The organism is Pseudoalteromonas sp. bablab_jr010 (genome assembly GCF_016464105.1).
Classification (GTDB): Bacteria; Pseudomonadota; Gammaproteobacteria; order Enterobacterales; family Alteromonadaceae; genus Pseudoalteromonas; species Pseudoalteromonas simplex.
Map to the genome: position 1 here is coordinate 146933 of NZ_JACDWV010000148.1, position 22679 is coordinate 169611.

The 22679-nt window shown below is 38.8% G+C and carries 21 protein-coding genes; 10 read left to right on the forward strand and 11 right to left on the reverse strand.

From position 1 onward, the window contains the following. The first annotated feature begins 7 nt into the window (after positions 1-7). The 3 genes from JIG37_RS14145 to JIG37_RS14155 all read left to right on the forward strand — a co-directional run bounded on the left by JIG37_RS14145 (position 8) and on the right by JIG37_RS14155 (position 2641). On the forward strand, positions 8-706 hold the full coding sequence (locus tag JIG37_RS14145) for a CoA transferase subunit A (protein ID WP_054553797.1): 699 nt from the start codon (positions 8-10) through the stop codon (positions 704-706). A gap of 11 nt (positions 707-717) precedes the next feature. After that, positions 718-1374 carry a 3-oxoacid CoA-transferase subunit B gene (locus JIG37_RS14150; protein ID WP_054553796.1) on the forward strand — a complete coding sequence of 219 codons (657 nt, stop codon included), beginning with the start codon at positions 718-720 and terminating at the stop codon, positions 1372-1374. Between the two features lie 388 nt (positions 1375-1762). Next, positions 1763-2641 (forward strand): LysR family transcriptional regulator, encoded by an 879-nt coding sequence (locus JIG37_RS14155; RefSeq protein WP_054553795.1) that lies wholly within the window; start codon positions 1763-1765, stop codon positions 2639-2641. Positions 2642-2686: 45 nt separating this feature from the next. Here JIG37_RS14155 and JIG37_RS14160 read toward each other — a convergent pair whose 3' ends face one another. Both JIG37_RS14160 and JIG37_RS14165 read right to left on the reverse strand, forming a co-directional pair. After that, on the reverse strand, positions 2687-3034 hold the full coding sequence (locus tag JIG37_RS14160) for a hypothetical protein (RefSeq protein WP_138615840.1): 348 nt from the start codon (positions 3032-3034) through the stop codon (positions 2687-2689). 98 nt (positions 3035-3132) lie between these two features. Next, the gene (locus JIG37_RS14165) at positions 3133-3585 is read right to left on the reverse strand and encodes a hypothetical protein (RefSeq protein WP_187489630.1); all 453 of its coding nucleotides are present in this window, start codon (positions 3583-3585) and stop codon (positions 3133-3135) included. A gap of 372 nt (positions 3586-3957) precedes the next feature. Between JIG37_RS14165 and JIG37_RS14170 the strand changes: the two genes are divergently transcribed. Beyond that, positions 3958-4380 (forward strand): hypothetical protein, encoded by a 423-nt coding sequence (locus JIG37_RS14170; RefSeq protein WP_166340183.1) that lies wholly within the window; start codon positions 3958-3960, stop codon positions 4378-4380. Positions 4381-4449: 69 nt separating this feature from the next. On the opposite strand, the gene JIG37_RS14175 is transcribed toward JIG37_RS14170, so the two are convergent. The 3 genes from JIG37_RS14175 to JIG37_RS14185 all read right to left on the reverse strand — a co-directional run bounded on the left by JIG37_RS14175 (position 4450) and on the right by JIG37_RS14185 (position 6269). Further along, entirely contained in the window at positions 4450-5367 is a 918-nt protein-coding gene (locus tag JIG37_RS14175; RefSeq protein ID WP_199529646.1) for a DUF5700 domain-containing putative Zn-dependent protease, read from the reverse strand. Between the two features lie 26 nt (positions 5368-5393). Next, complete coding sequence (locus JIG37_RS14180) at positions 5394-5819, reverse strand: hypothetical protein (RefSeq protein WP_199529647.1); 426 nt, start codon at positions 5817-5819, stop codon at positions 5394-5396. A gap of 114 nt (positions 5820-5933) precedes the next feature. Next, on the reverse strand, positions 5934-6269 hold the full coding sequence (locus tag JIG37_RS14185; protein WP_199529648.1) for a hypothetical protein: 336 nt from the start codon (positions 6267-6269) through the stop codon (positions 5934-5936). Positions 6270-6690: 421 nt separating this feature from the next. On the opposite strand from JIG37_RS14185, the gene JIG37_RS14190 reads away from it, so the two are divergent. Further along, positions 6691-7110 (forward strand): hypothetical protein, encoded by a 420-nt coding sequence (locus tag JIG37_RS14190; RefSeq protein WP_054553788.1) that lies wholly within the window; start codon positions 6691-6693, stop codon positions 7108-7110. A gap of 66 nt (positions 7111-7176) precedes the next feature. On the opposite strand, the gene JIG37_RS14195 is transcribed toward JIG37_RS14190, so the two are convergent. The 4 genes from JIG37_RS14195 to msrA form a co-directional block, all read right to left on the reverse strand. Next, complete coding sequence (locus JIG37_RS14195) at positions 7177-8265, reverse strand: HlyD family secretion protein (protein ID WP_054553787.1); 1089 nt, start codon at positions 8263-8265, stop codon at positions 7177-7179. A 14-nt stretch (positions 8266-8279) separates the two neighbouring features. Then, positions 8280-9608 (reverse strand): glycosyltransferase, encoded by a 1329-nt coding sequence (locus JIG37_RS14200; protein ID WP_138601343.1) that lies wholly within the window; start codon positions 9606-9608, stop codon positions 8280-8282. Further along, the gene (locus JIG37_RS14205; RefSeq protein WP_199529649.1) at positions 9605-11011 is read right to left on the reverse strand and encodes a hypothetical protein; all 1407 of its coding nucleotides are present in this window, start codon (positions 11009-11011) and stop codon (positions 9605-9607) included. Before JIG37_RS14205 ends, JIG37_RS14200 begins: the two co-directional genes overlap by 4 nt. A 276-nt stretch (positions 11012-11287) precedes the next feature. Further along, positions 11288-12565, reverse strand: a complete 1278-nt coding sequence (msrA, locus tag JIG37_RS14210) for a peptide-methionine (S)-S-oxide reductase MsrA (RefSeq protein WP_199529650.1) — start codon at positions 12563-12565, stop codon at positions 11288-11290. 157 nt (positions 12566-12722) lie between these two features. Between msrA and JIG37_RS14215 the strand changes: the two genes are divergently transcribed. The 5 genes from JIG37_RS14215 (at position 12723) to JIG37_RS14235 (ending at position 19941) form a co-directional block, all read left to right on the forward strand. Next, positions 12723-14246, forward strand: a complete 1524-nt coding sequence (locus JIG37_RS14215; RefSeq protein ID WP_199529651.1) for a leucyl aminopeptidase — start codon at positions 12723-12725, stop codon at positions 14244-14246. Positions 14247-14395: 149 nt separating this feature from the next. Further along, a complete protein-coding gene (pxpB, locus tag JIG37_RS14220; protein ID WP_058585065.1) occupies positions 14396-15064 on the forward strand; it encodes a 5-oxoprolinase subunit PxpB in 669 nt (222 codons plus the stop codon). After that, positions 15061-15996: a biotin-dependent carboxyltransferase family protein gene (locus JIG37_RS14225; RefSeq protein ID WP_199529652.1), complete on the forward strand. Its 936-nt coding sequence runs from the start codon at positions 15061-15063 to the stop codon at positions 15994-15996. Before pxpB ends, JIG37_RS14225 begins: the two co-directional genes overlap by 4 nt. Before the next feature lie 370 nt (positions 15997-16366). Continuing rightward, positions 16367-18034 carry an asparagine synthase B gene (gene asnB, locus JIG37_RS14230; RefSeq protein ID WP_199529653.1) on the forward strand — a complete coding sequence of 556 codons (1668 nt, stop codon included), beginning with the start codon at positions 16367-16369 and terminating at the stop codon, positions 18032-18034. 332 nt (positions 18035-18366) lie between these two features. Then, on the forward strand, positions 18367-19941 hold the full coding sequence (locus JIG37_RS14235) for a BCCT family transporter (protein ID WP_199529654.1): 1575 nt from the start codon (positions 18367-18369) through the stop codon (positions 19939-19941). A 107-nt stretch (positions 19942-20048) separates the two neighbouring features. On the opposite strand, the gene JIG37_RS14240 is transcribed toward JIG37_RS14235, so the two are convergent. Both JIG37_RS14240 and JIG37_RS14245 read right to left on the reverse strand, forming a co-directional pair. Further along, positions 20049-20756 carry a 3'-5' exonuclease gene (locus JIG37_RS14240; RefSeq protein ID WP_199529655.1) on the reverse strand — a complete coding sequence of 236 codons (708 nt, stop codon included), beginning with the start codon at positions 20754-20756 and terminating at the stop codon, positions 20049-20051. Further along, the gene (locus JIG37_RS14245) at positions 20756-22654 is read right to left on the reverse strand and encodes a DUF294 nucleotidyltransferase-like domain-containing protein (protein WP_199529656.1); all 1899 of its coding nucleotides are present in this window, start codon (positions 22652-22654) and stop codon (positions 20756-20758) included. The genes JIG37_RS14240 and JIG37_RS14245 overlap by 1 nt, the downstream gene beginning before the upstream one ends. Positions 22655-22679: the final 25 nt, after the last annotated feature.

Below are 22679 nucleotides of genomic sequence, written 5' to 3' on the forward strand. Positions count from 1 at the left end.
TAGGCTCATGGCCGGTTTCGATAAAGTGGTTTCAAGTTATGAAGCTGCAATGGAAGGTTTAAAAGATGGCGATACAATTATCGCTGGTGGCTTTGGCTTGTGTGGTATTCCTGAGGGACTTATCAGTGAAATTAAGCGTAAACAGACTAAAAATCTAACTGTTGTTTCGAATAACTGCGGTGTCGACGATTTTGGTTTAGGTGTTTTACTTCACGATAAGCAAATTAAAAAAATCATCGCTTCTTATGTGGGTGAAAATGCGCTTTTCGAAAAACAACTACTCGATGGCGAAATTGATGTTGTTTTAACACCACAAGGTACACTCGCTGAGAAGATGCGCGCCGGTGGTGCTGGTATTCCTGCGTTTTATACTGCTACAGGTTACGGCACTCCGGTTGCCGAAGGCAAAGAAGTTAAAGAATTTGATGGTCGCCCATATATCTTAGAAGAGTCAATTACAGGTGAGTTTGCCATTGTTAAAGCATGGAAAGCCGACCGCTACGGTAATCTTGTATTTCGCCACACAGCTATGAACTTCAACCCGATGGCCGCGACAGCAGGTAAAATTACCGTTGCTGAAGTTGAAGAGATTGTTGAACCAGGTGAACTTGAGCCAAGCCAAATTCATACCCCAGGTATTTATGTTAATCGCGTGATCAAAGGCGACTTTGAAAAACGCATTGAACGTGTAACAACTCGCGATTAAGGAGCAATAAAATGGCATTATCACGTGAACAAGTTGCAATGCGTGTTGCACAAGAACTACAAGATGGCTATTACGTAAACCTAGGTATTGGTATCCCTACTCTGGTTGCTAACTATGTACCTGACGGTATCGAAGTTATGTTGCAGTCTGAAAATGGCTTATTAGGCATGGGTGCGTACCCAACCAAAGACCAAGTTGATGCAGATATGATCAACGCGGGTAAAGAAACCGTGACAGCAGCCACAGGTGCAGCAATATTTAATAGTGCAGATAGTTTTGCCATGATACGGGGTGGTCATGTAGACTTAACAGTATTAGGTGCATTTGAAGTTGACCAGAACGGTAACATCGCATCGTGGATGATCCCAAAAAAGCTAATTAAAGGCATGGGTGGCGCGATGGACCTCGTTGCTGGCGCGAAGAATATTATTGTTACGATGACTCATGCAAGCAAGCATGGCGACTCTAAGTTATTAGAAAGTTGCACTTTACCGCTAACTGGGGTTAACTGTGTAAAGAAAATCGTAACTGATTTAGCCGTACTAGAAGTTAAAGACGGCGCATTTCATCTAATCGAACGCGCTCCAGGCGTGTCGGTAGATGAAATTATTAGCAAAACGGCAGGCAAATTGCTTGTTGAAGGTGATGTTCCAGAGATGGTTTTTTAAACCACTCACATCCCATGTACCGACCTCATTCCCAGTGCCAATGGCGCTGAGTTACCCAAAATCCCTCTCAAGAGGGATTTTTTTTATCTAAAGTCAGCCTTTCGCCGCACCATTTTGTCACATAAATAGTATAAAATGCCCTGCTTTAGTGAATTGGCAGTATCTAATACTGAGACTATGACGAAATAGCTAAAACTGCTAAGATCACTTTTTTACTAAACATTTGCCTAAACATAGATTAAACGAGCGATTAAAGGCTGCTTTTTATACAATATGGCAAGAGTTAGCTATATTCATTCTTTACTCTCTATTTTTTTACATTTTGGGATAATAATTGCTTAGCAGTTAATTAACTAACAAGCGCTATTGAGACTTACTGAAATTAACTATGCAAACACCTATTCGTGGCCTACGCTCATTTTGTTTTGCTGCTCGCACCCTTAGCTTTAAAGATGCAGCAAACCAGCTTTACCTTACACCGTCTGCCGTAAGCCATCAGATCAAACAATTAGAAGAACAATTGGGTATTGAACTATTTGAACGTCAAACCCGTTCAATTCGCCTAACAGCGGCTGGTAAGAATTTTTATGACTCTGTATCACCGCTTATTAAAGCGCTAGAAAAAACCATTAATGAGTTTAGTCAGTTACAAGAAAACGTAACGATCAGTATTACACTACCTGAGTTTTTCGCCAGTGAGCTTTTAATGCCAAAACTGAGCGAATGGACCAGTGAGCACCCAAATACAAACTTACAGCTTAATACCTTAAAAACGCGTAAAGAGCTGACTAAGCAAAGCGATTTGTCGATTGTATTGTCTTCATCTAAACCGCACGAAGGCGTTGTACATGAGCTATTTTCGCTATCGTATACACCAGCTTGCAATAAAGAAAACTGGCAAGCATGGCAAGAAAACCCGTTTCAGGCTTTAAATGAAGTTCCTCTTATACTTCATAAAGCACGTCCTTGGGCTTGGCACCAATGGGCAGAGCATGCTGGTATTGATGACTTTGCACCAAAACAAATTATTCAGGTTGATAGTATGTTTGGTGTGGCACGTGCGGCACAACAGGGTATGGGTATTGCCCTAATCCCCTTGCCTATCAGTCAGACTTGGTTTGATGAACAATGGTTATTTAATTTCACCGATATGCCATTAAAAACGAAAGATAAATATTACTTAGTGCAACACGATCCTAGTGAAACTAATGCACAATTAGAGCTATTTATAAAATGGATGCTTGATACTTTCAAACATCTAAAATAAAAGATTAAAGACCCTCAATTTTGTTGAGGGTCATTTATCTTTAAATTAGCTTTTAGACTTGCTGACTAAGATACTCACTTTGTTTTCACCTATTTCAAAAGACGCTTGTTTACCATATTCCACAACAAAAGAAGGTGTAAAATAGCTGCCAGCGAGTGTGATTGATGTTTCTACAGCTGCCGTATTATTTTGTTGTGGTATCACTGTAACTTCATAGCTAAACCCCTCACCTATAGAGATGGTCGCAGGTTGTTTCTCTTCCACCAGCATTACTGGCGATGCTAGTAGCTCATTCGCTTTATAAACAGATGTTTCAACTTGAAAGCTATCAGCTGCGAAACAACTTGTTGATGCTAAAAATACTCCAGCTACTAAACCTAACTGTTTTTTCATATTTATTTCCTTATCTCATTTATAGGGTTTGTCCGTAATTAATATCAGTTAGTACGTTTATTTGATACACGGAAATTTCTGAATGTTAATTATCTCTATCAAAGCTCTCGATAATACACATCAATGGTATGTGATATAGCTTCATAGCTGTTATTTTCGTGTTTAAAACACGCTTTTCTTAGTTCCTTCTCTTCGTAGTTTTTACCTGCTACTACGACTTGATCGAGAGTTTGTGAACGTGCACAGAATTGCTGTTTTGAAATTGTTTCTACTTTGACTGATTCAGCTTTTGAACGCGGTAATGAACTAGGCTTAGGATTTTGCTTCATGCCTTCAAGTAACTGTGCTTTAGTAACAGGCACAGTATCTGACCCTAGCCCAGGAATATGCAATGTTTGTTTAATCGTATAGTTTTTACTTAATAATGGCGCAAACAAAGATACATCGTTGCTCAAATAAGCTTGCTCAAAATTAAGATAAACAGCCACTTTATCTTCAGCTGCATTGGCAATAACAGGCCCTAAAAGTAACAACGCAAATATCAGTTTCATGGTTATACGCTTATTCTGAATAAATTAAGTCATCAACTATACATACCATCATAAAGTACCGATTTTATTTTTAATTAACAACAATTTGTTTGTTTTGCGTACTCTACTCCTTTATTGTTTTTTATCGTAAACATTACCTATTTAAACCCCGTATCTGCTTTATCGGGGTCAGATCATACGGCTGACAGCTGACAGCTGATAGCTGATAGCTGATAGCTGATAGCTATAAGACTAACTCATTACATTAGACTAAAGTCTATAGGTTAAATTTCTTCATCTATTAGGTCATTTTTTATCGTTTGTTGAATTTGTAGTGTTCAATTAAAGTTCATTTGTCGGCGATTGATACCGACTCAAATAGAGGAAATGATTATGTTTAGTACACTTATGAAACGCGTTGCAGTTAGCTCATTATTAACTTGTTCAGCTATGGCAGTGGCTGATCAAAGTGACTACAAATTAATGGTTATTGATCAATCTACACAAGCAACAGTAGAAACAAACCGCCAATACGAACTAGCATTTAACCAATGCGCATTAAGTGTTCAAGCAAAGAATTTTACAGAAGCTGAAACACTTTGCTCTAAAGCAATAAGCTTACTAAGCAAGAGCAAGGTACCTGCTTATAAACGTCGTGAATTAACCTCATTTGCATTAAGCAACCGCGGTGTAGCTCGAATCATGTCTGAAAACGACACTGCTGCATTGTCTGACTTTTACGAAGCAGTACAAATTTCAGGTAACGAGTTAGTAGAGCACAACTTAACGCGTGCGAAAAAGAACTTAGCATTATAAGTTCTCACAAAATTGTGTTGTCTCAAAACCCAGCTTAGGCTGGGTTTTGTCGTTTAGGTGTTTCGTTTTTTAGTCTTCCGCTTTTATCAATAAATCAAGTTCTTTTAGCAATAGGCTCTCTACTGTCTTTTTATCCATATTAGCCAATTGCTCTAAGCTGTAATTTTTGCCAATTTCTTTCGCTAAAATATAACCTAGGTAATAACCTCTTCGGTATGGCAGCTTTGTCTCGTCCTTTACGAAGTTGAAAAATGAAGAATATATTTCAGTTTTTTTTGAGTAAAACTTTTTCTTAAGGTCAACGAAAGAATCGAGCTGCCTTGCGCGAATCTTTTTCACCAAATTGCTAGGTATGTTTAGCATCAATTCATCATCACTGGCTGACGGAGTTAATTTATGTGAAACGTAAGTAGCTAATCCCTCAGTCCAAATAGAGCACCATAGCTCATCCTTACATTGAAATAACTTTTCATGATAAACGTGAAATAACTCGTGATGAAAGAATGGCGTATCGTTTTTCCAGGTATGATATTTGGCCATAAGGTCTACACCAAACATTAAGTAAGTCTTACCATTTAACTCTCGCGTTGCCCCATTGAACCTTCCTAATGAGTGAAGTATGTAAATGGGGGTTTCAGATTTGAAATCAGGGAAAGTAGCAATAAATGATTCCATACTGCTGTTTAACTCTTTAGATAAACGTCTATTTTTTGAAAAATATACTTCTTCTATTCCACTGAAACCCTCAATAGCTTTAACAAAGCTTTTATCACTATAAAAAGGCGCAAATTGAGATGTGAAATGTTGAGAAAACTGCTCGGCTCTATTTTCTGCAGTCAACGTCTTGCTTGACTGATATAAAGTATAAAAATCATCAGCGAGATTAATGACTTCAAAATCAGCTGACTGCTTGTTAGCAAGCGCATTAAATGAAAGCACACCAAATATGAAGATAGAGAGTAGAAGAAATTTAGAGAATATTTGCATAATTATAGTCAGAATTATTTGTTAGGTTAAAATCTATTGTGTACGTACCCATAACTCGAGGAAATATAACCGTTAATAATCTCGACTTGAGAAGGCAGGCCATACATAGGCTCTGAAACAGCCTGAATTGGAAAGTTTAGTTTTGGTAATTCAATTGTATTGGGGGTTGAGATGCCAAACCAAAAGCTAACGGGTTCATCATCAACAAACATACATGGTTGCGTATACTCAATTCCAGCTAAGCCAATATTAATGTAACCCAAGAATTTATTGCCAATAGCATCAGTAAACAGGGACTTTACAAGTAGCTGATTATTAGGGTTTAATGTATCAGCTTCAGATGCTGGTGTTACAATCGTTTCATCAACAGAATCATCCTTACAATACTTAAAAAGCCAAACAGCATGTTCATTAAGATCTTGAACAGTAATTTCCCAACAAAACTTATCCATGTCTATCCTTGAGTTGTTTCGCCAACTTAATTAGCTTTAACGTTAGGTTAAAATTAGTGCAAAGTGAACAGAGTTCAAATTTTGTAATCTTGTCGCTCTTTAGAAAAGAGCTTTTTATTTAACTTCAATCCAAGTCGGTTTATCTCTGGGTATTAAACCAAATTTTTTAGCTATGAAAACAATATCATCGGCTTTGCCTGATATTTCACCTTCAAACCAACAATCCCACTCAAAATTAAGTACACGATTTTCTTTTACTAGCTTAACCTTACCGTAATCAATCCATGCATCAAAATCACCGTATTCATAAGTTTTGACCCAGCCATTTTTCTGACAAAACAATAAAATATTAATAAAATCATCAGTTTTTATATCCTGTATGATTTTTAAGCCTAATACTTTAAATTTGGAATCTATAGCTTTCCTAACAAGGGATATGATTAGCTTCATGAACCACCAAAAGTTTTTAACACACGTTTTGAGCATTTATAACCATTAGTCAGAGCAATGCTTAAAAGATTATTTTTAACAAAGTTACTTACCGATTGCTACTGTTCTAACTGGACAGCCGCGTCCCTTAAACCTAAATAAATCTGAAGCCCACAATCAGCAGGCCAAAATAACTTTCCTACAAAAAATAACGATATCAAATTTATCAGCACTCAACTCAGCTAATTTGTTACTTTCAATACAGGAATAAAACAACTTCACCTCCTCTACATCACAGTAAAATTTCGAATCCTGAGTAATTACTCTATAGATTAAATTTCTTCATCTATCAGTTTTAATTTAATCGTTTGTTTAGCTTATGGGAATATTTTAAAGTTCACTCGTTGGTAAGAAACACCAACTTATTCAGAGGAAAACTATCATGTTAAAAACACTTGTAACCACTATTGCACTTAGCTCTTTATTAACTTGCTCAGCGATGGCAGTAGCCAAACAAGCTGATTATAAACTGATGGTTATTGAGCAAGCTCAAACGAACGATAATGCAACTAGCCAATACGAAACTGCCTTCAACCGCTGTGCATTAAGCGTTAAAGAAAAGAATTTTTCAGAAGCGGAAAGCCTGTGTACACAAGCAATTTCTCTTCTAAGTACAAGTAAGGTACCAGGTTACAAACGCCGCGAATTAACTTCGTTTGCACTTAGTAACCGTGGTGTTGCCCGCATCATGTCTGAAAAAGATACTGCTGCACTTTCTGACTTTTATGAAGCGGTGCAAATTTCAAAAAATGAACTTGTTAATCACAACTTAAGTCGCGCAAAACAAAACCTAGCGCTGTAACAGTTCCCCCAACCAAATTGTTGTCGAAAGCCCGGTTCTTGTGTGTTCTGACCGGGCTTTTTTTATTTAATGTTTGGCAAATAAATCTGACATCCCCTTCATTGTGATGCGATCAAATTGAATTTCTACAGGTAATCCTTCTATATGGTATTCTGCTGGAATATCTACTTGCAAAATAAGTTTTAAAGCGGCTTTTTCGCCTTCGAATGGACCTGAAAGCTGCGGGGGTATCTTACTTGTAAGCTCTGTATATTCATTAATTACAGCATCAAATTTTTTACCATTTGGAAGTTTTACAGTCGCTTTTTGACCTATTTTTGAATACTCCAAAAATTTTGGTGCAAGATAAGCATGAACTCTTAGTTCTCTGCCGGTATCTACTGAAAATAATGGTGAGTTTTGATCTACAAACTGACCATCTTGCACAAAGATATCGTTAATATTTCCCGAAAACGGAGTTTTAACAACAAGGTTTTGTTGCAGTGCAGACAACTTTGCAAATTCAATTGAAAGATCTTGATAGCGTTGCCCCTTTAATCCATACAAGCGTTCCATTTCTTGCCGCTCTTTCTCACGCAAGATATCAACTTTTGTCTGTTCGTAACTTAATTGAGCACTGTTAAAAGCAGCTATTGCGCTTGCTAAATCAGAAACGGGGACTATTCCGCGGCTTTTATAATCTTTATACGTATTAAGTAATTCTTGCTGCCTTTCAACGCCTTCTTTTGCGACTCGCTTTCTTTGTTCTAGCTGCGTCATAATTGTTTTGCTAAATGGTATCTGTTGTTGAGTTAGATTTAATATTTGTCGGTCAACTTCTTGATACTGCCCTGTCAATTCAGGGTTATATAATGTGAGCAATATTTCATCTTTCATCACAGAATCACCAAGGTTAACGTCAACAAATTCAATAGTTCCTTTACTTGGAGCTTTAATCAGAAGCGGTTCAGTCGTAATGATACCAACAGCTTCAACCTTAAGTTGTGGCACTAAATAAATCCATGCGACAATACAAATAGGGCTCAATGCAATCAGAATTAAAAAATACCAGCGTAATTTATGTGATGTTCTTTTTGCTCCAGCATATGGAACTTTAATTCCTTTTTCTTCGTTCGGATTGTTGACCTTTGCAGTGCTATTAAAATGCAATTTCATATTATTCCCTTAATCTAAAATTTTTGACCACGTTTAAGCACCCACCAAGGTGCCATACTAGACTCTTCATGCGACCGCCGGAATACTTCATTAACCAGCGCAAAGCAACATACTAGGCGCATTATAAATGCATAGATGGGATAGAGAGGTAACCAGAGGAATAGTGTAAAATCTTGCTTAGGCCTTTCTGAAACACTAACTAAAACTAACAAATAAAAATAGCCGATAGTTAGAAGGTATAAGGCATAAATGACGAATATTAATGCTAGTGAGAATTGCCAAGGATAAATAATAGCAACCCCAACAAAATACACAAAAATGACAAATGGCAACATAACGTTTTGCAAGTAACCATAAAAAAGTGTAAACAAAAAATTCTTCCAGCCTAAAAGCTTAGGTGAAAAAGCTGGCCAATGTTTACGCAAATATAAAAACAGCAAGTCCCCGTCCCAACGTAATCTTTGCAAGACAAGCTCTTTAAATGATTGAGGTGCGTCTGTATGTGCAATCGACGCAGTCGCGTAAGGTATTTTTAAATTAGGGTAGCGTTTAAAATACTGTTTGATACGAACTGTTAGATCTAAATCTTCTGCAGTATGAGTATCCCAACCTCCTATTTGTTTTAAGAAATCACGTCTAAATGCACCAAATGCACCTGAAATGTTGTTAATTAAATTACATTGAGCTAAGCCAGTTTTACCACCCTGCATCGATATTAAGTATTCGATTGCTTGCATTCTAGTCCATAAAGTTTTATTCACATTACGAACTCTTAAAGCACCTCCCACAGCAGGTACATTAGGGTCTTCAAATAACCTGACTAAATTTGCCATCATATCATTGTCAAATGAAGTATCCGCATCAACATTGACGATAATTTCACCTTTAGCATAGGATAAGCCTGCGTTTAAAGTTGAAACTCGCCCTCCCCGCTGCCATTTTGGCAATAAAACAATCTCACGATTTTTGCGTTTAAATAACTGCTTACATTCTTTAGCTACATGGTAAGTGTGGTTATTTTGAACAGCACCATCTATTACAGCAATAATTTCAATTTTACCTGGGTAAGTTTGTTCAACGAGTGACTGAATGGTTTCTTTAACTGCATCCCCTTCTGCATAACAAGTAATAACACAGCTAACTTTTGGTAAATAAAATAATTTAGTATTGTTTATACGTGTCTTTTCTTTAGTCCATTTAATTATGCCAAACGTGATTATTAAAAATAGCGGCAACTCATAGATAAGGTATAAAGGAATAAATTTTACTAGAACTAATACATTACTTTGTACATAAAACATAATTTGTTCAGTAATATGTATTAAAGTGCTTAGCGTACTCATAAAACACTCTCCTGCTGAGCTGCAAATTGTTGCTCAAGCCAAACACCTATTTCATCTGGCATTTCTTTTGATGGAAGTGGAATGCCTTTAATCGAAAGTGAGAAATCGCTATTTTTATTGAGTAAAGAAATCCCTTTTAATTTTTGATAAACAAAGGATAAATGTTCAATTGTTGTATTAGGTAACATTAAAAGTAATGTATGCTCTCCTGCTAAACAGCAAATATCCGTGGTCCTGATACTCTCGTTAATTCTGCTCTCAAATTCGTCTATTAATTGAATAGCACGTGCTTCACCATTTTCTGCAATAAATTGCGCGAGGTTTTTTAACTCTATCTTAACTATTGAGTGTGTTTGCTGGTGCCTTACGGCAAGTTGGTTTTGCCACTTAACCACCCATTCGAAATGTGAATAGTTAATAGAGTCAGTGCTGGTTAAATTAAAATTGTCAAAACGCTCACCAAGTCTAATTAAACTTTTACCTTCCATTGATATGTTGTAACTATGAATGTTCTGTACTATTAACTCATCAACTTGATTACTGGTCTGACAGTGGAAGCATTTAGCAATAACGTCAGCATCTACAAAGCTAGTATGGCATTGGTTACATTTCTGATTTTCTATTGGGCGATCATAGTCAACGCCAATGTGTCTCAATTTTGTATGGCAATTAGGGCAGCTTAGCCCGATACCCTCTTTAAATTTAGATTCGCCATTTACATGACCACAGTTAAAACAGTGCAAACTAGATACGTTAGCAATATCAATACTTTGACAACTTGGGCATGAATCAACATAATTTAAGTGCCCTGATTGGCAGTGTCTACAGTAGCGAACACGGTCGATTAATTTATCTGTCTGTAAGAGTTTTCTTCTATGGATACTCGACAACCATGACATCGCATCTTTAGTGTTAACCCCAAAACACTCTAAAAGCGGATAATAATAAACACTATTAATGCTTAAATCATGAACAGGTAACAAGCTATTACCTTTATAAATCCACATAAAAGACAAAAGCTTAGTTAAAGCTGAGTCGACTAAATTAAGACTTAGATTTAAACTAGTTGCGCGCGTTATTACGGAGTTATAAAAATCATCACTTTGTTTATTAAAAAGACCATTTGCAAGAGCTTCTGATAAATAACAAGGCGTATTTACCAAAATACAGCTTTGCCATAACAGTTCGTGCTTACGGATTTTCTTGAGCGCTTCGCCTTGGTTTACAATGTTGTCAGCAAAAACAATAAGTGGAAAATGAGATTGAGCTTCAAAAGCGGAAAAAAAGTGCTCTACGTCGTTAAATACTGTGAATTCGTGTCCGTAAACTAAAAAATCAATATCCTTAAGCTCACCAATCCAAATTTTTTGTAACGAAATATCATTTAATTGCTGTTTATTCATTTACCCTCCATGAAATGAACTATTGTATTCATACCGCATTCTAAACTGTTTTTATATAAGGTACGATCAGACTTTTCATATAACTGGTAATTTATGGTTTAAATTAACTAGTCAATAGCTTATAAAAATAAGAAGGTATGATTGAAATCTATATTTAAAATAATATTTTATTGTTATTAATTGAAATATAAACTTTATGTTAATAAAGAATTGTATGAGGTAGCTTTTAATATAAAAGCCAGCTCTGAAAGCTGGCTATAAATAAGTTCTAACTTCTTAAGTTTCATCTCTTGGCACAAAATCAAGCACTGTTGCATTAATGCAGTACCTGTCTTTACCTCTTGGCCCTTCACCAGGGAACAAATGACCTAAATGAATACCAGAGCTTTTTGATTTAAGCTCAATACGCTGCATGCCATAACTGTTGTCTTCATGCATAGTTACACTGTCTTTAACTGGATGTGTAAATGAAAGCCAGCCAGTGCCTGAGTTAAATCTATCTCGGGTATCAAAAAGCGGCGCTCCACTTAGCTTATCAATAAAAATACCGTCGGGTGTATTTTTAAAGATATCGTATTGCTTACAAAATGGGCTGTCTGTTCTGGCATGAAACGCCACTCTAAAGGCTTCACTGTCACCTAGTTTAAATGCGCCTAAGGCTTTGTAAAACTCACCTTTGCTAACATAGCCTTGGCGACCATAAACCTCTTCGCCATTTTCTATAAATAATAACGTGGGTGTTGCCCAAGTCGGCGTTTTAATCGTTAAGCCATCAAGTTGATCAGCATGACGGAATGTCATTGGTATCGAACCCATGTACTCATTAGCGACCTCTTTTTTAAACTTTTCACAGTATGGGCAATAACCTTTAGCATCTATCACTACAATTTGCTTACCGGCCAATAAGGCTGTGTTATCAACCTGTTGTTTTTCTACTGGTGTGAATACAACGCCCGTTGAATGATCAGGGCAATAGCCATTGGGGTTTTTCTTTAAATAATCTTGGTGATAATCCTCAGCAGCATAAAACGCATCAAGCGGCTTTATCACAGTCACAATCTTGCCGTAGCCTGCTGCGGTTAATTTGCTTTGGTATTCATCTTTAAGTTTATTCGCAACTTCAAGTTGTTCATTATTACTTACCAAAATCGTTGAGCGGTATTGAGTACCAATATCATTACCTTGACGATTTAGCTGGGTTGGATCATGATTTTCAAAATAATGCTTTAAAAGCGATTGAGTTGTTAACTCGTTACTGTTGTATTTGACTTTAACAACTTCTGCATAATTGTTTTTATCAAAGCGTCGAGAGCTACGTGTTATGTTCTTGTAGGTCGCTTTAAATCCATGCCCATCGGCATAACCTGATACAGCATCTAACACGCCATCCAGTGCTTCGTATCGTTTTTCTGCTCCCCAAAAGCAACCTGAACCAAGCACAATGGTTTCAATATGCCCTGTCGCGTTATCTGGCATTGTTTCAGCTTCAATTGGGCTGGTGGTAAAAATGGCACTGCAAGTGAATAGTGTCAGTAACATCGACTTAATTGTCATACTAATTTCCTCTTAAAAGCCTGTATTTAAGACAGACCGAGCATAAGTATTAATAATTTCAACTTAAACGCATGCAAACAGCGATTCACCGCTAACAATTTAACTCTTAACCTTATTTACGGTAAAACACAGCTTTTTAACATTGGGATATTAAAAAATGAAAATTGCACACAGCTTATCTGCAATTGCATTAGGATTAACACTTGCTACGCAAGTGAATGCCGCAGAGTTCACTTTTGCAAAATCAATTAAACCGAACGACAACACCCTAGTTTTATTTTTAGATACAGATAGCCAAGTTGCTAACTTTAATTATTTAAAGCCAGAAACCCAAACTCACCTAAATAAAGTAATTGAATTTAGTGACTTTAAAGCAGGCTATGGCAAAACGTTAGAAGTTATCGCACCAAACGGTAGCGACCATCAACGCATCTTACTTGTTGGCTTAGGAGAGCAGCCAAAACTAGATGCAGCAAAAATGGCAAAACTAGGTGGTAACGTTCACGCTAAATTGCAGTCGGCTAAACAAGAAAATGTTAGCCTTGATTTTTCAGAGCTAAAAGACAGCGCAATCAATGCTAAATATGCAGCAGAATTTGCACATGGCGCAAATTTACGTGACCACCGTTTTGAGCAATACAAAAAAGAACAAGACAGCCATGTTGTTAACTACACATTAGATGTTGAGAATTTAGACCAAGCGGTCAAAACCCATAAACTACTACAAAGCATTGAACAAGGTGTATTTTTAGCACGTGACTTAACCTCTGAAGTTGCAACAGAAATGACGCCGGTTGATTTTGCTAAAGCGGCAAAAGAGCTTAAAAAGTTAGGTGTTAAAATTACTGTTTTAGAGCCTAAGCAACTTAAAAAGCTGGGCATGGGTGCACTTGAGGCTGTTGGCCGTGGTAGCGAAGAAGGTGCACGTTTAGTGGTTGCACATTATCAAGGTAATAAAAACACCCCTATCGCATTAGTGGGTAAAGGTATTACTTTTGATTCTGGTGGTTACAGCCTTAAAACAGGCGCTTCAATCGCCCGCATGAAATCAGACATGGCAGGTGCAGCAGCTGTACTAGGTACTGTTAAAGCGATGGCACTGGCTAAAGCCGACACAAACGTAGTTGCTGTAATGGGCATGGCAGCTAATATGGTATCGCAATTTGCCGTAGCGCCAGGTGATGTTGTAAGAACCGCTGAAGGTTTAAGCGTTGAGATTGTAAATACAGATGCTGAAGGCCGTTTAGTATTAAGTGATGCAATGTGGTATGCCCGCGACAAGTACAAGCCAAGTATTATGGTTGATGTTGCGACACTAACCGGGTCTAAAATTCGTGCTGTAGGTAATGACTATGCGGCTGTGTTTTCTGATGACGACACCCTTGTAGAGCAACTAACTGTTGCTGGTAAGCAAGTAAACGAGAACCTATGGCGTTTACCTCTAGGTTATGAAGATGCGTTAAAGTCAGACATAGCTGATCTTAAAAACATCGGTTCACATGGCCCAGGTGCTACAACAGCAGCGAGTTTCTTACAAAACTTTGCCGGTGACACACGTTGGGTTCACATTGATATTGCTGGAAACGCGCTAAATTCTAAAGCAAAAGATGAACTAGCTGAAGGCGGTACAGGCTATGGCGTACGATTACTGTCTAATTGGTTATTAAATAACGCACAGTAATTAGGCATTGCACTTTATCAAGTGGTTATAAGCTATTATAGCCACTTGATTGTCTTGAGTTTTTCTAATTAACACTAAAGACACATTTACATCATCAACAAACAGCCTATATGCTAATAAGCATTAAGGGATAATAAGATTGATACGCAATGACGACGACCAATAGTACACCTAAGATTATGGCGCTCACTACGCATAGCATCTTTTTTGATGCCTATGAAACAGCAAGCGACACACTCACTACGCAAAAGAAAATATGGGCATTAGCCCAATATTGCCAAAGCAGTGATGACTTTGTTGATGTAGTCCCTGCCAATAATAATTTAACGCTTTACCTAAAAGAGCCCGCTCAACTTGCTGGTTGGCTGCCACGATTACTAGAACAATGGCACGAACTTAAAGCCACTGACTTTAACTCACGTCATCATAAACTTGCTACTCGTTATGGTGGTGAATATGGGCCTGATATAGCGCATGTTGCTAAACATCATAATCTGTCTGTTGATGATGTTGCTCAAATGCACAGTAGTGCCAAATACCACGTACTTTTTTTAGGCTTTAAGCCCGGTTTTGCTTATTTAGATGGTTTAAATCCACAACTTTACACACCTCGTCATGCTGAACCAAGGCTCTCTGTTCCAAAAGGTTCAGTTGCTATCGGCGGCGATCAAACCGGTATTTACCCTGAAAGCTCCCCTGGTGGCTGGCAAATTATAGGTCATACAGATTTTCGGCTATTTGATATTAATGCAGCCTCGCCCTGTGCTATTGAACCCGGTGATACTTTAGAGTTTGTTATTCAGGAGGTGTTAAAATGATCACTATCATCAAACCTGGCATGCAAATGTCTATACAAGATCAAGGCCGCACAGGCTCTCGCCATTTAGGCATTGGTCAATCAGGGTGTATAGACCCTTACGCTCAAGTTATTACAAACCGTTTAGTTGGCAACGACGACAACAACCCCGTTATTGAGACCACTTTGGGTCTTGCCGAAATTCAGTTCGATAACGATTACTACATTGCTCTGCACGGCACTGATATGAAAGCCACAGTGAATGGCAACCCTGTTGATCCTGGCTGGAGCTTTTACATAAAAAAAGGCGATGTTTTAAAGTTTAATGCTGCACGTCATGGTTTTAGAAGCTACCTTGCTATTGGTGGCGAGTGGCATTTACCTGAGCCCATTTTAGATTCTTACTCAACAGATATATTAGCGGGTTTTGGTGGCTTAACCGGTCAAGCACTACAGGCTGGCGATAGTTTTGATATAACGCCAAGGTACAATACCAAAGTTGGCTTAGGCGCCATGCTACCACCTAAAAGTACACAAATTCGTATTCATGCCGCACCACATGCAGCACTGTTACCAAAAGACACCATCGTTAACTTTATAAATCATTCTTGGCATGTATCGCCTAATAGTAACCGCATGGGCACAAGACTATTAAGTGATGAGTGTGATATCAGCCATGATGTTTCATTACCCTCTATGGCTGTCGCTCCTGGCTGTATTCAGCTTCCACCAAATGGTGAACCCATAGTGCTATTAAACGATGCGCAAACAACTGGGGGTTATCCATTGCTCGGCACCGTGATCGAAGCGGATCTTCGTCACTTTGCACAATTAAAACCCGGCGACTTCCTTCACTTTAAGTTTGTTACACTTAAAGAAGCCCATGCAGCACAAGAAAAACTCACTGCGCACTTAAATCAACTTGCGATAGCACTAAACTATATTAATAAATAGCGTTAATTTATTGATGTTTAAAATGCGAGCAAAGAAAGTCTTTGCTCGCGTTACCTTCATGGCTTGTCTATACATTTAAAAAGGTAAAAACCCTACGCATTCCTTTGCACCAATGCTGTGCAGATAATTTAGTAACAAAAGCCTTTATTCCAGACTCATTATCATCCAATTTGCACAAATCAAGCATTTAAACTGCTCACCCTTTAACCATCTACCCCATACTGGTGCAAAGAGGTAACCGCAGGTGCATATTTTATTCTCAATTAATTAAAAAAACCTGTGTGACTTAGGTAATTATTTCTGTTAAAACAAACATTCGCAGTTATATAAATTCTGTTAACTGCGCACATATTTGGAATGAGGAGTCACTATGTGTTCAATTTTTGGGGTATTAGATATTAAATCTGATCCCGCTCAATTGCGTAGCCAAGCAATTGAGATGTCAAAACTATTAAGGCACCGCGGGCCAGATTGGTCTGGCGTGTATTCATCAGATAAAGCTATTTTAGTGCACGAACGTCTAGCGATTGTTGGCGTATCGAGTGGTGCACAGCCTTTGTACAACCCTGAGCGTACAAATATCCTTGCTGTTAACGGTGAAATTTATAACCACAAAGAGCTAGCTGCTAGCTTAGAAACTGATTTTACTTTTCAAACTCAGTCTGACTGTGAAGTTATTTTGGCTTTATATAAGCAAAAAGGCCCTGAGTTTTTAGACGATTTAAATGGTATTTTTGCGTTTTGTTTATACGACGAAGAGCAAGATGCCTACTTAATTGGTCGTGACCATATCGGTATTATTCCACTTTATACAGGTCATGATGAACATGGTAACTTTTATGTTGCCTCTGAATTAAAAGCATTATCGCCAATTTGTAAACATATTGAAGAGTTCCCTCCTGGTCATTTCTTGTGGAGCAAAGATGGTCAACTTCGTAAGTATTACAGCCGCGATTGGCAAAGCTATGACGCAGTAAAAGACAACGAAGCTAAATCAAGCGATGTTAAAGAAGGCCTAGAGGCTGCTGTTAAACGTCAATTAATGTGTGATGTACCATATGGCGTTCTATTATCTGGCGGTTTAGATTCATCTGTAATTTCAGCTATCACACAACGCTTTGCTGCAAAACGTATCGAAGATAATGACGAGTCTGATGCATGGTGGCCAAAACTGCACTCTTTCTCTGTGGGTCTTGAAGGGTCGCCAGATTTAGCAGCTGCACAAAAAGTAGCTGATATGATTGGTACGGTTCACCACCCTATTCACTTTACTATTCAAGAAGGTATTGATGCCCTTCGTGAAGTGATTTATCACATCGAAACCTACGATGTAACAACTATTCGTGCCTCAACACCGATGTACTTAATGGCGCGCCAAATTAAAGCCATGGGTATTAAAATGGTGTTATCGGGCGAAGGTGCTGATGAGCTATTTGGTGGTTACCTTTATTTCCACAAAGCACCAAATGCGCAAGAGTTCCACGAAGAGCTTAACCGTAAAGTCTCTAAACTGCATATGTTCGATTGCTTGCGTGCGAATAAATCAATGGCAGCATGGGGCGTTGAAGCGCGTGTGCCATTCTTAGATAAAGAATTTGTAGACGTAGCAATGCGTATCAACCCAGAAGCGAAGATGTGTAAAGACGGTAAAATCGAAAAGCACATTATTCGTGAAGCGTTCGACGGCTACCTGCCAGACGAAGTACTTTGGCGTCAAAAAGAGCAGTTCTCTGATGGCGTAGGCTATAACTGGATTGATACTTTAAAAGAGTATGTGAACGAACAAGTTAGCGATCAAGACCTTGCTAATGCTAAATACAAATACCCGATCAATACGCCTGATTCTAAAGAAGCGTATTTCTATCGTAGTATTTTCGAAGAGCACTTCCCTGGTGATGCCGCCGCGAAATGTGTTCCGCATGGCAAATCAGTTGCTTGTTCAACTCCTGAAGCACTAGCTTGGGATGCATCATTCCAAAACAATGCTGACCCTTCAGGTCGTGCTGCTGGCGTTCATAACGACGCTTACAAAAAGTAGTAACTTTGTGCTGCAAGCCCTGTGTTTGCAGCACTTTCATCTCAATTGAAATAATTTGCTTTGAAATAATACTGTCATCAAATTATTCCATTCCCGGCCCAATTTGTTCACAATTCCAACAAAAAACGTAAAAAACTGCATTTATTCGGCTGTTTAGGGACAAAACCATTTACATTTTTTTTCGAACTCCTACACTAAAGACTAAACTTTGGTACAAATTTAATTAGTCTACAAACTATTTTTGGGTTTGATACGTAAAAATAGTAATAGCCAAGCTTGTGCCATCCGGCCGTTTAGCTTTCTGCTAAATATAATCACAACAAGAGGTATTCATGAGCGAACATCATGATAAGTACAGTATCGACAATACCGACTACACCGTCGGTCAGGACAATGTACAAAAATGGGGTTTTGATGTGCATAACCCTGTATTTGGCATTAGTGCTGGTTTAATTGCCCTATTCTTAGTGGCAACACTTATTTCAGATGCTGAAACAGCGAAAACAACCCTGAATGGTATTAAGAACGACATTATTAATAACTTTGATGGCTTTTTTATGTGGTCAGCAAACTTATTCGTATTGTTTTGCTTAGCGTTAATTGTTTCACCATACGGTAATATCCGCCTTGGTGGTAAAGAAGCACGTCCAACTCATTCACGTATTTCTTGGCTTGCAATGTTATTTGCTGCAGGTATGGGTATAGGCCTAATGTTCTGGGGCGTAGCAGAACCTGTTGCCTATTTTACAGGCTGGTATGAAACACCACTTGGTGTTGAAGCAAACACCCCAGAAGCTGCCAAACTGGCAATGGGTGCAACTATGTTCCATTGGGGTTTACACCCTTGGGCAATTTACGCCGTTGTTTCGCTTTCACTCGCGTTTTTTTGCTATAACAAAGGTTTGCCGTTATCAATTCGTTCAATTTTTTACCCTATTTTAGGTGACAAAGCATGGGGCTGGCCTGGCCACCTTATTGATATTCTCGCTGTACTTGCCACTCTATTTGGCCTTGCAACGTCTCTTGGTTTAGGCGCGCAACAAGCTGCAGCAGGTATTAACCATGTATTTGGTACTGATAGCGGAATTGGCTTAGAAATAGGCGTTATTATTGGTGTGACTTTACTAGCTGTTATTTCTGTTGTTCGCGGTATTGACGGCGGTGTAAAACTGCTTAGTAACGTAAACATGCTTATCGCTTTTGTATTACTCGTATTTGTTGCACTTGTTGGGTTTTCTGCAGCATTTGGCAACCTTCCTAATACAGTAATGGGTTATGTTGAAAATATTATTCCACTGAGTAATCCTCATAGTCGTGAAGATGAAACATGGATGCATGGCTGGACTGTATTCTATTGGGCTTGGTGGATTTCATGGTCACCGTTTGTAGGTATGTTCATTGCGCGCGTATCTGAAGGCCGTACAATTCGTGAGTTCTTAATTGCTGTATTACTAGTTCCTACTGTTGTGACTATCTTCTGGATGTCAATTTATGGTGGTATTGCTATTGAACAAGTGATTGATAAAGTGGGTGTACTAGGTGAAAAAGGCTTAACTGATGTACCACTAGCTATGTTCCAAATGTTTGAAGCCCTGCCAATGTCACAAGTGCTTTCATTCATTGCAATTGTGCTGGTACTGGTGTTCTTTATTACGTCATCTGACTCAGGTTCATTAGTAATCGACTCAATCACTGCTGGTGGTAAAGTTGACGCGCCAGTACCACAACGTATCTTTTGGGCAACAATCGAGGGTGCTATTGCAGCTGCACTTGTTTGGATTGGTGGCACACAAGCTATCGAAGCATTACAAGCCGGCGCCGTATCTACGGGCTTACCGTTTACCTTTGTATTGTTATTAATGTGCGTGAGTTTAATTCTTGGTTTGAGAACAGAGCCAAGAAGCTAAGCACTAAAGTTTAAATAATAAAAAAACGCCGCATTTTTGCGGCTTTTTTATTTATAAGCTTTGCTCAATTAATTTAAATTACCCAGCAAAATTCGTTGCTACGGACGCTATATGAGTAATTCACTGAGCGGAGTATCTGGGCGATAATGATAAGCTATTTGAGCTTGTAGAAGCTCTGCGGTGGCTGTAGCATCATTGAGCGCATTGTGGTTTTGATACGCTGGTAACGAATAACGAATGCGAGAGTCTGCTAAGCGCACAGAATCAATCTTAGAATTAAACAATCGCCCGAGTAACCCCTGCTTTGCTTTAAGTGCTCGCGTTTCCAGATCAAGCGTGTCTATAACGGCAAATTCAAGCCCTTCACCTAAACGGGCTTGCAAAGCTTGATATAAAAAGTGCCGTTCAATAGGCGCAAAATGAACCACAATAATTTTGCCTTTTAATGCTGCTAACAAAGGCTCCATAATCGTTGAAAAATCAGGTGCATCGCTCACTTCTGAGTGAGTTATACCATGAATAACAATCGATTCTTCAGCAAGCTTGCGCCTTGGTTGAACAATCCAATGTTGGCTATCTTTACAAAAAATACGCTTAGTATTGAATGGGATTAAACCAACACTGACTATATCATCACTTTGATAATTTAGACCGGTTGTTTCAAAATCAAGTGCTACTAAGGGAATATCACTAATTGGGGTGTTTAAATCACAAATAGCTGATTCATAAAACGCTTTGATTAGTGGCTGTTTGCTCTGTGCTAATAACTGTTGATACCGAGTCGGCCAATCAAGTTTTGCGCCTTGTTTTGCCATTACTTCATCCCTGAGTTAGCAGAGTATCTGAATTTTAGGAAATTCTGCGCTTTATCTAAAATGGCAAACGCCTCTTTAAGATTGCGCTGCTCAAAAGGAGAAAGTAAATGAGGCTCTAAGTCATTATCTGGCGCTTCATCAAGCTTTTCTATTTGCCACGCTTGGTGTCTTATTCTGATCATGGCAATGTATTCTAAGGCGTCTCGTAAATCTTGTGCTTTGCCTTCAGGGAGTAGTTTAGCTTCGATAATATCTTCTAAACGCTCGAATGAATTTTGTTTACGACTGCCTATCGCTAATGCATGCACGCGTATTACGTCAGATAAAGGTGCAGTACCGCGGCGTTTTAAGTTCATAGAGCGCTTGTGTTGGCCATTATGCTCTAACACAAAATCTTTAAAGAAACCTAAAGGCGGCGTTCTGTTACGCGCATTCGCAGCAAGGTTTGCCAAGAAACGTTTATTCTTACGCCCTTCTGTTGCGATAAAGCGTTTGAGCTCATCGGCCCATTTGTTTTTACCGTAAACACCGTCTAAATCAAAAAAGATCGAGCTATGTAATAAAGCCTGCGGTTTAGGTTCGGCCATCCAACCTGCAAATTGCTCTTTCCACTGCTCGCGTGTTAAGCGCCACTTTTTAAATGACGCCATAATTTCACCTTCACAGTACTTATAGCCACATTCAGCTAAACCATCACAAACAAAATCAGCCAAATTCTGAAAATACTCGTCATGTAATTCCTCGTTAAAACTATTATCAAGGATAATAGCGTTATCTTGGTCGGTCACAATTAATTGCTCATCACGCGCCATTGAACCTAAAGCGATGAAGCAATAAGGAACCGGTGGCGGGCCAAACTTTTCTTCAGCTAAATCAAGTAAGCGCTGTTTGAAGGTACGCCCTATTACAGCCATTGCGGTACCAATCATGTGAGAGTTAGCATCTTCGTTCACCATGCGTACAAAGACATTAGGTAATTGCCTTGCATAGTGAGCTAAATCTTCAACCGATTGCTGCGCTAAAATGCCGCGTACTAACAATAAACTACTTTGTGACTCGTAGCGTAAAATATCCGATAACGAAATAACGCCAATCGGCTTTTTCTTAACAACCACTGGCAGGTGGTGAATGTTATCTCTGAGCATGGCCAGTACAGCTTCAAACACATAGGCGTTACTATCAAGCAATACTAAGTCTTTTTGCATTATTTGCGCGGCTGGCGCTTCGTAACTTAACCCTTCAGCAATTACACTGGTACGTAAGTCACGGTCGGTAATTATGCCAACAACTTGGCCGTCGTCATCATCAGGATCATCACTGATTGGTTTATCGGCATCAGTAACCAGCACAGACGATACCGACTCTTGCGTCATTAATTGCGCAACCATTTGCACAGAGGCATCTTTTGCCACAGTGACAACATCACGATGAAGAAGCGACTTGACCTTGGCGGTTGTTAAATCGTTGCTGTCTGCCTGTTCAACAATTGCCTGATGAAGGCGCACATTACCATCGGCTTCAAAAAAGTCAGCAAATGTTTCGTATTCGTCGCAGTATCGATTAAACAACTCATCATTAATGCAATAAACTAAGGTGTCTTCGAGTGCCTTTGCCGGAAAGCGTACTTTGCGGTTCATCAGAAGGCCCATTTGCCCAAAAATGCCGCCGATAGTTAAACGGTTGTATAAATCACCATCACGACGATATATCTCTACAGCACCTGTTCGAATAACAAATAAATCAGCGATATCCTCGCCATAATTTAGTATTTCAGTGCCTGCGCGAAAATAAGCGATTTCGACTTGTGATGCGAGTTTATTTACCGCCTCTTCAGGAAGATCATCAAAGGGAGCGTGATCAGAAAGAAATTGGGCGATATCGACGTGTTCGGCTTGCATACGCGTACCTAGTTTTAAACATTTG